Source organism: Paenibacillus gorillae, from assembly GCF_000513275.1.
Taxonomy (GTDB): Bacteria; Bacillota; Bacilli; order Paenibacillales; family Paenibacillaceae; genus Pristimantibacillus; species Pristimantibacillus gorillae.
The window spans coordinates 45467-57761 of the sequence record NZ_CBVJ010000123.1 but is presented as its reverse complement, the minus strand read 5'-3'; the positions used below and the strand labels follow the sequence as shown (position 1 = coordinate 57761).

Here is a 12295-nt window from a genome sequence, read left to right as displayed (position 1 = left end):
CACTGCATCAGGCTTAGTGGCTAATCTGCCGGGCAGTACAGCGAAGACGGCATTGGCTGCCAGACTAGCAGCCGTGCAAGTGACGATCGACGCAGGGCAGTCGAAGCTGAACGAAGTCATCGCCGCAACGGCATCGGTCGTGGCCGCCGAGACGCCGGCTAACGGACTCGCCGGCGATGGAACGGATACACAAGGCGCGATTGATGCAGCGCAGACGAAGCAGAGTGCGGCATCGGCCCTGGTGGAAGCCTTGCCGAGCAGCACGGTGAAGACAGCGTTGGCTGACAGAATCACTACCGTGCAAGCGAAGATCACTGCCGCGCAGACGAATCTGAATGCGGTCATTGCAGCAACGGCATCGGTCGTCACGGCAGAGACGGCAGCGAATGGCCTGCTGGGCGACGGCAGTGATACGCAGGATGCAGTCGATGCAGTCCAAGCGAAGCAGAGTGCGGCATCGGTCTTGGCGACGGACCTCCCGGGCAGCACGGCGAAGACGGCATTGCAAGTCAGGCTGGCGACCGTTCAAACGACGATCGATAATGCCCAAGATGCGGTGGATCTCGTAGCCGCAGCGACAGCATCGGTCGTGACCGCAGAGACGACAGCGAACGGACTCGCGGGCGATGGAACAGATACGCAAGGGGCTATCGATACGGCGCAAGCGAAGAAGAGTACGGCATCGGGCTTGGTGACGCCATTGCCGAGCAGTACAGTGAAGACGGCATTGGCCGCAAGATTAACGGTTGTACAAGCAGCGATCGACGGTGCACAGACCAACCTGAACGACGTCATTGCGGCGACAGCATCAGTCGTCACGGCCGAGTCGGAAGCAGCGGCAATGATTGGGGACGGCACTGATGTGCAAGGAACCATCGACTCAGTGAAATCGGATCAGGAGACGGCATTGAGCTTGGTGACGGCGCTGCCGGGCAGTACGGCAAAAACGGCATTAGTCAATAGACTGGCAGCATCGCAAGTGCTAATCGACAATGCGCAAGGCGCGCTGGATATCGTCGTTGCGCTGCAAGAAGCGCTTGATGCAGCGAGCCCGTTGGTGGAAGTCAAATACACGGCTTCCAGTTGGAGTACGCTGCAAACGGCGCTGGCTCTGCCGCAAACGACACTGGGAGAGAAAGCGACCAAAGTCGTTGCCCTTAACGACGCGCTGAATCATTTGGTAGTCAGAATCGTAACGAGCATTGACGTCAACATTGTCTCAGGAAGCAGCCTGTACGTGCTTCCGGGATACACAGGACCGGGATCGCATATCACGATGCAGGCAGTCGTAAAAGACCAATTCGGTGTAGAAATGAAGACAGAAGGAATTACTTGGAGCCATGACAGTATCGGCGCCAATGATAGGCTGACGGATGCCAACTTCGGCAATAGATATAACTTTTATGACTTTAATGTCTATAATGACCTAACCCCTCGGGTTGTTACGATTACGGTGAGTTCTGTATCTACACCAAACGTGAAAGGAACTTGTGTCATTACTATGATCCGCGGCAGATAGAGCATAGCAGATTTTCCATTCACGCAACGAACCCCCTCATTGATTGAGGGGGTTCGTTGCGCTTTAGGCATCGGCTGCTACGTTTGGCAACTGAGCGAAGCCCCGCAGCAAGATTCGTTTTCAATTAGCATGTAAACTTTTAAAATGCCACATTCCGTCTAATTGCAATATCCATATATACTTAAATTATTGCCTTTTCGATCAGAAGCGGCAAGGCCATGCTTCACCCCTTGCACGTTTCCAAGTTAATAGTGAAGGTAATAAAGCATGAATACTTTTATTATTGCTATTGTCCAATATAATTGCAGTGTTCCTGGCACGGCACAACAGAATTTGTTTATAAATCTATGAAGAAATGGAGAGGTATCCTATGGATTTCTTTTTTGACGGATTTATATCGAGAGAGGTTTTGAATAACTATCTGTCACGTGCAGTGACGCATTGCGGCATTGGCGAGGATAACAGCTTGGCTTCTTCAACCTTTGAGGACGATATTCGAATGTTAAAGAATGAAGGCGCTAAGTTTATCGGACGGGCTTCCTATGTATGGGATAGCACGGATGATGAGCGGCATTTCCAGATTGCGAAGGAACGTGCAGATCGCGCACATGAGGTGGATCCGGACTTTATTTTACAGGCCTGCGTATTTGAATGCATTCAAAAAAGCTTCGTAAACTCAGTAAAAGTACCCGCATGGGTGTTTGCAGCTTTTGGACTGGATGCTGAGGATCGTTATTTTTCCTATGACAATATGCTCTTTGAAAATGGCCGATATATTCATCAATGGGGGAAGGACTCCTCGGTAGAGGATATTAATCGCTTGGAATCCCGTTTATGGATTTATTACAGAGCATGTTCCTATATCCGTGCAGGATTTGAAGGCATTCATTTCGGACAGGTGCATTTGATCGGTGCGGAGGATGAAGGTTTCCGCTATTTCAAAGAAGTAATAGGAATGATCCGGGATTATGCCAAAAAGCATGCCCGCCGCCATTATGTCTTATGCGATGCGCATACACATGGAATCAGCGTGGACGGTATCAGCCTGTTTGATTATAATTGCTTCCCAATTCGCTTAAAGGAAGTCACCGGCAGTCCGATAGAAAGTATTTGTGAAGCGGGATATTTGGACAGTCTGTTCTCACGCAGTGCACCAGGAGTATCTCCAAGCGGGTGGACGGCTGATTCGATGCCCTTTATTGTAGAGTTTGATAATTTCGGTCGGGATCGTGCTCGCGGGGTGCCGAATCATGAAAGCCATTTTGCATGGGGTTATGACGAAATCACATGGTTTGCCCTTCTAAGGGATGATGCCCGTGCCGAATTTCTGCGCTATATCGATCAATGGGTGAATGAGCGCTATCCAGAGGGATGGGTTCAGATGCCATCACGCCGTATCATGACGGAAAGCATTAAGAGGACGTATGCATCGACAACGCTGACTGCAGAAAGAGTGGCAGAGCTTGCTCCTGTTGAGTATATAACTGCGTATGCAAAATACGAGGATTCCTATGATATTTACCGCTGGTATTATAGTGCTAATCGCCCTTCAGATGCCTGTCCCTATGGATTTGGCGATGAGGATGTCATTAAGGAACTGTTTTCCTCAAGGGGGTAGTGCCCTTTTTTTATCAGCATAAGCAATTAAATAGTATCAGGTAAAAACAACTTCACTGACAGCAGCTGTCAGTGAAGTTGTTTTATTATGAACCTGACCGCTCATTACGATGAATGGTTGCTGTAATTAATCAATCTTATGAGGAGCGTTCGAGATGAATAATACGGTATATCTTTACGTGTTTGATACGATGTCTGATTGGGAAGCAGGTTACTTAACTGCTGAATTGAATTCGGGAAGATACTTCAGGCAGGGGCTGGCTCCAGCAAAGATAGTCACTGTGGGAATAGAAAAGACTCCAGTTACGACAATGGGCGGATTAAAAATAATGCCAGACGTTAAAGTAGAGGATTGCAGCATTAAAGATATCGACGCATTGATTTTGCCCGGTGGAAATACATGGACAGAAGCTATTCACGGGCCTATATTAAAAATTGCCGCGATGTGCATAGAGCAAGGAATAGTAGTTGGAGCAATTTGTGGAGCTACTTTGGGACTTGCTGGAGCAGGATTATTAGATTCACGTCCGCACACAAGCAATGATTTGGCCTATCTTAAAATGATTTGCCATTCTTATAGGGGTGAAGAGCATTACAAAGCGGAATGTTCTGTATCGGACGGGAAATTGATCACTGCATCAGGAGTAGCGCCATTAGAATTTACTGTTCATGTTTTAAAAGCGTTAGATGTAGTTACTCCAGAAACATTAGACGCTTGGTATGGGCTAAATAAAACGCATGAATCCAAATATTTCTATGAGTTAATGAATTCCATCCAATGAGCTATAACCGGATAGTGACCTAAAAGAAATAAAGATGACATCAGAGAAATCTGAGCGTCATCTTTATTCCATAATAAGGATCGGTAGATTGATCAGTATCATATATTATTGTCGGTTTTTAGGAGAATATGTTATGGTAGTAGTGGGTAATCATTACAATCATTAATTTCTTTTACAAGGAGCCGATTATGAGAATCACCCATAACATATCCGCATTAAATGCTGACAATATATTGAAGAAAAATAATGAGAAATTGTCCAAATCATCGGAAAAGCTGGCTTCCGGCCTGCGTATTAATAGAGCTGCTGATGATGCAGCGGGTCTGTCGATTTCGGAGTCGATGAGAGGGCAGATTCGAGGGCTGCAGCAGGCAGAACGGAACGTACAGGATGGCATATCTGTCGTTCAGACCGCCGATGGCGGTATGCAGGAAATTTCGAACATTATTGCGCGGCAGAAGGAACTGCTCGTTCAGGGGATGAACGGCACTTATTCCGATCAGGACAAGCGGATGATCGAACTGGAAATACGCCAGCTTAATGAGGCCATTGATAATATTGCAGAGTCGAACACGTTCAACACAATCAATCTTCTCGCCCGCAGTGATTATCAGATCTATGCAGACCGTTCGAGTACCGATACGACAATGAACATCAGTGATCCGCCGACCGATATTTACATATCAAAAAGCCCAATTTACGCCCCTGCAGGAACGCCAGGCACACCGCGTCAAAAAATCAAGGGACACAGATACGACCACGACGACCCAGACCTACTCCAGCACAAGTCAAACGACGCCTAAAGTATTTCCGGATGGAAGAGAAGGCTATAACGATTATAAGGTCGATACTCAGACGACTACCAAAACAGATACAAACACTAAGGTTTATGAGACTACGGCTCCTACAACGAACCCCGTTTATACGGACCCGGCTTATTGGTATACCGTAGGAAGAAATGATACTTATTTTGGCTCAGCGCATCATTCGCAATTGTATGGGAATATGGTTGAAGATATTGAAGTTGACGGAGTTTCAAGAGCGTTGGAATATGGGAGCAGAACAAATCCCGGAACGGTTCCGGCAGTCGACCATTTTGTTTTTCCTAATACAGACATATCCGTAACGAGATACCGGACGATAAATGCAGACAATTCCATGGAAATCAGATATGAAATGAGAAATAACGGGACAACGGATTCAACCGTTAATATGAGCAACAGCTTGAATCCGCCTAAAAACGCAGTGATGTTTGACGATACAGGAAATCCGCTCCCGCCAGGCAATCATGTCATCTCACCGGTGTCCGGTAACGTCTTCCATATGGAAGGTGAAGAAGCGAATGCGAGTGTTGAATTTGATGATGGACTCGGACTTGCAGCGCCAACAGGGCTCACCATTAATAATACGGTACCGGGGGAGCCGCAAATTAATTTCAATTGGGAGTACAATTTGGCACAAGGCCAGAGTATGACCATTGGATTTAAGTACGGTCCATTATCGCTGTCGCCAAATATCGATGTCCTAGAGCATACAACGGAAACTGAGGTAACCAGGCATATTGAATCCGAGGTTGTGACAGACATTACAGATATCGACTATGCCCCTCCGCAACTTGTCATTCAAGCGGGGACGAAAGCGCACGAAACCATCGAGATCCCTTTATTCAACGTCAAAGCTAGCGGTCTAGGAATATCGAATATCGGATTACTGCCGCCATCGATCCCTTCGCAATCACTTGCTCGGACCGAAGGTGCCTTAGCGAAAGTAAACAATGTCCGGGCAATCCATGGTTCCTTGCAAAATCGTATGGAGCATACGATGAACAATGTAGGGAATTATCAAGAAAACTTAGCAGCTGCGGAATCAAGGATCCGGGATACGGACATGGCTAAAGAAATGGTTAATGTCACATTGTCTAACATTATATCTCAATCTGCACAAGCCATGCTGGCTCAAGCGAATAACAATCCGCAAGCAATTCTGCAATTAATGAAAAGCTAGACTTAACTAAACCTGCCTGTTTGGGCAGGTTTTTTTGGTGCTGACCGCTAATAAATGATTTAGCTACTTCCATATGCGTGTCACTCCAATAAGCTGTTGCCCATCAAAGCTTAACTTATAAATATCAGGCATTTCCAACTGCCCCCAGAAGGTGAAATCAAATCTCTTATCCAAGGCATTCATTATTAATACCATGATGTTGCCATGTGTCCCGACTGCGATATTTTCGCCTTCATACTGTTCAAGCACTTTATGGAGCACTCGAACTCCTCTGTCTTGTGCAATGAGGTTAGACTCCCCTCCCTCCCAGGAAAAAGAAGGCTCGGCCCATACCTTTTCTATGGCATGGTTAAAGTCATCTACGGGTTCAGCAGATAATAATCGTTCTCTAAAATCTTCTTCGATAACGAGATCAGCGCCATAGCTTTCAGCTAACCCTTCAACCGTTTGTATCGCTCTTTGATATGGACTTGATAGGAAGACGGTTATATTTTCGTTTTTCAATATGTCGGTAACTCTTCGGGCATCCTCTTTGCCACGCTCGGATAAGGGTCTCTGTAATTCATCGGCAGAATAAGCAGAGTGCGCATGCCGGACCAAATAAAGATTTGTAGTCAATGTATTCACCAGCCTATCGATTCATTCAATATCCATATTTTACTCGATTTATAAAAGTATTGTAGGCATAACTAGAAATAATCATTTTTATCAGAGATAGAGTTTTGTATAATAAGTCTAGCAACATGATTTATGATGCCGCGTAAGTACATAACAAGCCGTTGTAACCAGCTGGCTTGTTTTTTTATGCATATGATTTTACAAATTTGCTAATAGAGAGAGGTACAGTTGCAGATGGAAACGATCCTGTTGGTAGACGATGAGCAGGAAATTGTGAAGCTGATGGAAATCTATTTGACGAATGAAGGCTATCGGCTGCTTAAGGCGTCGGATGGCGTGGAAGCTTTGGAGCAATTGCGCCAGCATCAGATAGATCTCATTATTCTGGACGTCATGATGCCGCGAATGGATGGCCTGGAGGCATGCATGAAAATTCGTGAAGAGCATCACATTCCGATTATTATGCTGTCGGCCAAAAGTCAGGATATCGATAAAATCGCCGGTCTCAGCATCGGGGCAGATGATTATGTGGCGAAGCCGTTCAGTCCGCTGGTGCTCGTTGCAAGGGTCAAATCGCATTTGCGCCGCTACAGGAGATTTAAGGGAGCCGAAGTGAAAAATGCCGATGAAATCATCATTGACGATCTCGTCATCAATACGGCGATGCACACGGTATTCGTCGATCAGCAGGAGGTTAAGCTGACGCCGCGTGAATTCGCGATCCTGCATCTGCTCGCCGTTAACCGGGGCATCGTTCTTAGTATGGATAAAATCTACGAATCAGCATGGAATGAACCGTTTATGGAATCGAAAAATACGGTTATGGTTCATATCCGCAAGCTGCGAGAGAAAATTGAGAAAAACGCGCAAAGTCCAAAATTTATCAAGACGGTATGGGGCATCGGCTACAAGATGGAATCGCTATAGAACGAAAGGGCGGCGGTAGACGTGGATGTACAACGGAAAAGAGCTCTGCTGCTCATTGGGGCTGCGGCGGCATTCTTAATCGTACTTGCAGGGCGGTCGGTCTTATCCGTACTAATTCAGATTAAGCCATATGATGAGCCGCTCATCTGGATGGTAGAGCATATCGGCTCCATTCCAATTATGCTGGCGACCGGACTGCTCATTTTTGCATTCTTTTATTATTGGGTGCGCGGCCGGATCTTTAACAAGGCGCAGAGGGCTGCCAAGGCCGAACGTGAGCTGGAGCAGCTGGAGGCAAGAGGGAGCGGGGCAAGGCTGTTCCAGACGCTGCGCTGGAGGTTTCTGCTGATCTTCATCGTCAGTATGGGATTAACAGGATGCCTTCTGGTTATCGGCCATGCTTTTATTTCCTATCTGATATTCAAAGATCCGAATAGCCTAGGGTTAAAATGGGTCATTAACAACATCGGCTCGCCAATATTGATGACGATTTGCGGCATTTTGCTGTTCTTTATCGTGTTTTATTTGACGACAAGCTCGATGATCGGATATTTGAAGCAGATTACGACCGGCTTGCAGGTGATTGCCAAAGGACAATTAGATCATTCCATCCCGGTAAAGACGACGGATGAGCTTGGACTGCTGGCGCATAACATCAACCGGATGAGCCGCCAGCTCAGTCTCTCCATTGAAGAGGAGCGCAACACCGAGAAGACGAAAAACGATCTGATCACCGGCGTCTCCCATGATTTACGCACCCCGCTTACCTCTATATTGGGCTTCCTGGAGGCCATTGAGGATGATCGCTATAAGGATGAGGTCGAGCTGCGTTATTACGTCAATATCGCCCATGAGAAGTCACGCGGGCTGAAGCGTCTGATCGATGATCTGTTCGAGTATACGAAATATAATAATCAAGACGAGCTGGATATTAGGGAGCTGGACCTGATCGGCTTCCTTCGTCAGCTGGCTGAGGAATTTGTGCCCAGTCTGAACAAAGCGGATATGGTTTGCCGCATCGATGCGCCGGACGGTGCCATGCTGATTGCTGCGGACGGAGAAAGCCTTGTCCGCGCTTTCGAGAATATTATGACCAACGCCATTAACTACGGCTCGCAGGGCAAGTTTATCGATATCCGTGTCGCGGTTGAAGATGGTCAGGCGGTCATCGCTTTTTCCAATTACGGGGAACCGATTGCGAAGCAGGAGCTTCCGCGTCTATTCGAACGCTTCTACCGAGTGGAGCAATCACGTTCTACTCATACGGGCGGGAGCGGGCTGGGACTGGCCATTGTGAAAAGCATCGTCGAACGGCATCGCGGTACGATTACCGTTAGAAGCAGCAAGAAGGAAACCGTATTCGAAATCCGTTTGCCGCTCTATTCTTAAAGCCGTTTAAACGAACGTTAAGGATTTGATAAGCTTTTGTGGCGTCAGGCGTTAAGAAGCCTCTTCTATACTTATCCCTATCGATAAGAAATAGAGGGGGCTTTATTTTGTTTAAAACTCGTTTATTACTAGTGTTGTTAACTGTTCTTCTGGGCGCATGCCAGCAGACATCCAGTCCGTCAACAGAAGTAGGCTTTGTCATCAATGGCGTGAAGCTGACAGAGCCGCCCGCTGTTACGATGAAAAACGGACAAATGCTGGTATCTTCCGCTTTTATCGAGGAGCATTTTCAGAAGAAGATTGAAGCGGTAATTCCAACCACAGAGACGGGCAACAGTTCGAGCTATTACTCCAACAAGGTTGCTGTATTAATGTACCATGATATCGGAACAGAGCCGGCGCCGGGCACGAAGCAGCTTTCGAGCGAACGGTTTGAGAGTCAAATGGCGCTGCTGAAGGAAAACGGCTTTCAGGTCATCGACATCGGGCAATATACGGATTTTATAAAAAATGAAGGAGCAGTGCCGGATAATGCCGTGCTGCTGACGTTCGACGACGGCTATGAGAGTTTTTACAAGGTCGCATATCCGGTGCTGCAGAAGTACGAGTACCCTGCTGTGAATTTTGTAATCGTGTCAGCTATCGATAATCGCACAGGCTTGGCGAAGTTAAGCTGGGATCAGATGAGAGAGATGCAGAAGTCGGGCATGTCGTTCTACAGTCATACCTACGATTTGCATCACTACGGGGAAGCTAATGCGGCTGGAGGAAACAAACCGCTGATGACTGTCCGGCTTTATAATCAAGCGATCGGAGGGACAGAAACGGATGAGGTCTATCGTAAGCGAATTGTCGACGATTTGGCGTTAGCTGAGAAACGCTTGAAGGAAGAACTGGGGAATGAGCGTGGCGTATTGGCATTTCCATATGGCGCGTTCAACGAGGAAGTGCTGAAGGAGCTGGAACCGCTCGGAATTGAGCTTTCGTTCACGGTGAAGGAAGGGCTGAATACTGCCGGGCAGGTCAATGGCTTCCGCATTAACGGAGCGCAGGATGGTGAGACAGCAGAGCAATTAATAGATAAGCTGAAACGCGCGGGCAAACCTGCAATTGCAGAGGGAGCGGTCGGAATTCGCATAGACGGAGAAGAAGCCGCTTTTACAGGTGTACGGTCTGCGAAAGAGGGGGAAGGTCTGATGATTCCGCTGCGGGAATTTTGCAACAGCTATCATATTGAAGTCCATTGGGATAATAAGAAAAAGCTGGTGTCGCTGGGAGCATAGTAAGGGGAGCGGCCTAGTCCCTTTCGTTTCTTCTCTGAATATTCTACAAGGTAGAGGTAGAGTAGCGTGCAAGAGAAGGAATACCGATAGGGAAGTGATGCAATGGGAATGGAGTCGCTGCTGGCGATTCATCCGCCAAGATTTTTGAATGGGAATACGTATATCGGCCCCTACACTTACGGTACGCCGGTCGTATTGTCTTATAGCTCCACCAATACAGTCGTCATTGGAAAATTTTGTTCCATCGGCGGTACGACGATTATGCTGGGAGGCAATCATCGTTATGATTGGGGAACGACTTATCCGTTCAGTGCATTTATGCCTGAGCACGGTCACACGCAGGGCGTTACCTGGTCTAAAGGCAATGTCCTCATTGGGCATGATGTATGGATTGGCATCTGCTCCACCATCATGTCCGGCGTAACCGTAGGACACGGTGCGTGTATTGGCACAGGCTCGGTCGTCACCAAGGATATCCCTCCTTATGCGATTGCGGCCGGCAATCCGGCTCGTGTCGTCAAGTATCGTTTCCCGCAAAATATCATCGATGGCCTGATGCGTATTCAATGGTGGGACTGGGAGCCGCATCAGATTGAGCCGGCTATTCCGCTGCTCATGTCGAATGATTTTTTCGGATTGTTCCGCTATGCGAAATCGATAGGGAAATAAGCTTTCCAGCCGCCGTGGTTCTTTTACGGCGGTTTTTTGTTCTAGCATCTCTGTGATAGACAAAGAGAATTCGTATCGGAAACGTTTGCAAAAAAGACATTTACAATATTTTCTTGTTGTTGTAGTATCTGAGTAGATATTTTAGCAAACGTTTCCGAAAAAGGGAGGAAGCTATCATGGGGCACCAGCAGCGTAAGCCCGCTGTGCAGGAGAATCCCCTAAGATGGCTGAAGCTTTTCGTCTGCATATGACATTGTAAAAGCTGCATAAAAGCCGAATCGGAGCAGGCAAAGATTGCAATTCGTGCAAACGCTTACAGTTTTTATTTTGTGCATAGCTAGTCTGTTAAACTGACCGGCTGCCGCCGGATTTTTCCATGGACATGGAGGGCTGCTATGAGACCAACAATCAAGAACATTGCGTTAGAGCTGCAGCTGGCAGTCAGCACCGTATCCCGCGCGCTGAACGGAAGCTACGGCGTGCACCCGAGGACGGTTGAACGCGTACAGCAGAAAGCACGAGAGCTCGGCTATGTGCCGGATCTCGGCGCACAGCAGCTTGCCGGCAAACGAAGCAACTTTATCGGCGTGTTTGCGCCGGAGTTCGATTTCGAGGCGACACCGGAGTTTGCGGAGCTGTTCCCTCCTATGCATAAGGCGCTCCGGCTCCTTGGCAAGGATGTGCTTGTTTTCTCGGTACCGTTCTTTGATTACGAGCCCGGTAAGCTGGAGAAGTGGGTTGCCTTGCGCAATCTTTCAGGCATCATCGTGCTGCCGGCCTTTGGCAAGGATCATCCGATGCTCCAGGAAGCGCTGGAACTGGAAATGCCTTGCGTCAATTTCGGCGGCGCATACGGCCGTCGCTGCTCAACCTTTACCGGCGGTGATCGTCTCGGCGGCCAGCAGGTTGGCGCTTATCTTGGGGAGCTTGGACATTTGCGAATCGGTATTGTGAGCGGTCCGGAGCCGCTTCGCATATGTAGAGACCGCTACTTGGGATTTCTGGACGGTTACGAGCAGAGTACCGGCCATTCGAAGCAAGCTGTGCCAATGGCTTACGGCGACTTCAGTGGAGCAAGCGGGGGGAGAGCGGTGCTGGAGCTGTGGCGCAACAATCCTGGGCTAACGGCGATCTTCTGCATGAATGACTTGATGGCGATGGGCGCTATAGCGGCGATGAGCGAAGCGGGAATACGCATTCCCGAGGAGCTGTCTGTCATTGGGTATGACGGCGCTTTTTTTACCGCTTATACGAATCCACCGCTGACGACGATCCGCCATCCCTACGAACGGCTTGGCGAGCAGGCTGTTGAGCTGCTCATGAATCTGATTGACGGAGACGAGGGCGTCGTATTCGACGGTCTGCCGCCGCAGTTGATTAGACGGCGAACGGCAGCGCCGTGCAGGAATGAGAATACAGCAGATAAAACGACAGACGCAGTATGACATGGGTAACAGCAGCAGGAGCTTAGCAGGAGCGTATGACAC

Annotated in this window: 10 protein-coding genes and 1 pseudogene; 10 read left to right on the top strand and 1 reads right to left on the bottom strand. The window is 48.2% G+C overall.

From position 1 onward, the window contains the following. From TY10_RS30860 to TY10_RS31115, 5 genes and pseudogenes are all read left to right on the top strand, one after another. A pseudogene (locus TY10_RS30860) lies at positions 1–1519 on the top strand (hypothetical protein); the annotation flags it as partial. Between the two features lie 370 nt (positions 1520–1889). Further along, positions 1890–3137 (top strand): hypothetical protein, encoded by a 1248-nt coding sequence (locus TY10_RS23505; protein ID WP_052350733.1) that lies wholly within the window; start codon positions 1890–1892, stop codon positions 3135–3137. Between the two features lie 154 nt (positions 3138–3291). After that, positions 3292–3918: a type 1 glutamine amidotransferase family protein gene (locus TY10_RS23500; RefSeq protein ID WP_042169040.1), complete on the top strand. Its 627-nt coding sequence runs from the start codon at positions 3292–3294 to the stop codon at positions 3916–3918. Between the two features lie 188 nt (positions 3919–4106). Next, positions 4107–4721 carry a flagellin gene (locus TY10_RS31120; RefSeq protein WP_202903230.1) on the top strand — a complete coding sequence of 205 codons (615 nt, stop codon included), beginning with the start codon at positions 4107–4109 and terminating at the stop codon, positions 4719–4721. Between the two features lie 241 nt (positions 4722–4962). Continuing rightward, positions 4963–5922 (top strand): flagellin, encoded by a 960-nt coding sequence (locus TY10_RS31115; protein WP_238327948.1) that lies wholly within the window; start codon positions 4963–4965, stop codon positions 5920–5922. A gap of 63 nt (positions 5923–5985) precedes the next feature. Here TY10_RS31115 and TY10_RS23485 read toward each other — a convergent pair whose 3' ends face one another. After that, positions 5986–6549, bottom strand: coding sequence for a histidine phosphatase family protein (locus TY10_RS23485; RefSeq protein ID WP_337588384.1), 564 nt, complete (start codon positions 6547–6549; stop codon positions 5986–5988). 225 nt (positions 6550–6774) lie between these two features. On the opposite strand from TY10_RS23485, the gene TY10_RS23480 reads away from it, so the two are divergent. The 5 genes from TY10_RS23480 to TY10_RS23460 all read left to right on the top strand — a co-directional run bounded on the left by TY10_RS23480 (position 6775) and on the right by TY10_RS23460 (position 12253). Next, positions 6775–7467 (top strand): response regulator transcription factor, encoded by a 693-nt coding sequence (locus TY10_RS23480; RefSeq protein WP_042169035.1) that lies wholly within the window; start codon positions 6775–6777, stop codon positions 7465–7467. A gap of 21 nt (positions 7468–7488) precedes the next feature. Next, entirely contained in the window at positions 7489–8856 is a 1368-nt protein-coding gene (locus tag TY10_RS23475) for a HAMP domain-containing sensor histidine kinase (RefSeq protein ID WP_337588383.1), read from the top strand. Between the two features lie 107 nt (positions 8857–8963). Then, on the top strand, positions 8964–10139 hold the full coding sequence (locus TY10_RS23470; protein WP_155986032.1) for a polysaccharide deacetylase family protein: 1176 nt from the start codon (positions 8964–8966) through the stop codon (positions 10137–10139). Between the two features lie 102 nt (positions 10140–10241). Beyond that, positions 10242–10808: a CatB-related O-acetyltransferase gene (locus tag TY10_RS23465; protein ID WP_238327946.1), complete on the top strand. Its 567-nt coding sequence runs from the start codon at positions 10242–10244 to the stop codon at positions 10806–10808. A 395-nt stretch (positions 10809–11203) separates the two neighbouring features. Further along, positions 11204–12253 (top strand): LacI family DNA-binding transcriptional regulator, encoded by a 1050-nt coding sequence (locus tag TY10_RS23460; protein ID WP_042169032.1) that lies wholly within the window; start codon positions 11204–11206, stop codon positions 12251–12253. Positions 12254–12295 lie beyond the last annotated feature (42 nt).

Excerpts from the sequence above, each read along its gene's own strand:
- TY10_RS23500 (WP_042169040.1), top strand. The coding sequence starts at position 3,292 with ATGAATAATACGGTATATCTTTACGTGTTTGATACGATGTCTGATTGG.
- TY10_RS23460 (WP_042169032.1), top strand. The coding sequence starts at position 11,204 with ATGAGACCAACAATCAAGAACATTGCGTTAGAGCTGCAGCTGGCAGTC.
- TY10_RS31120 (WP_202903230.1), top strand. The coding sequence starts at position 4,107 with ATGAGAATCACCCATAACATATCCGCATTAAATGCTGACAATATATTG.
- TY10_RS23465 (WP_238327946.1), top strand. The coding sequence starts at position 10,242 with ATGGGAATGGAGTCGCTGCTGGCGATTCATCCGCCAAGATTTTTGAAT.
- TY10_RS23480 (WP_042169035.1), top strand. The coding sequence starts at position 6,775 with ATGGAAACGATCCTGTTGGTAGACGATGAGCAGGAAATTGTGAAGCTG.
- TY10_RS23505 (WP_052350733.1), top strand. The coding sequence starts at position 1,890 with ATGGATTTCTTTTTTGACGGATTTATATCGAGAGAGGTTTTGAATAAC.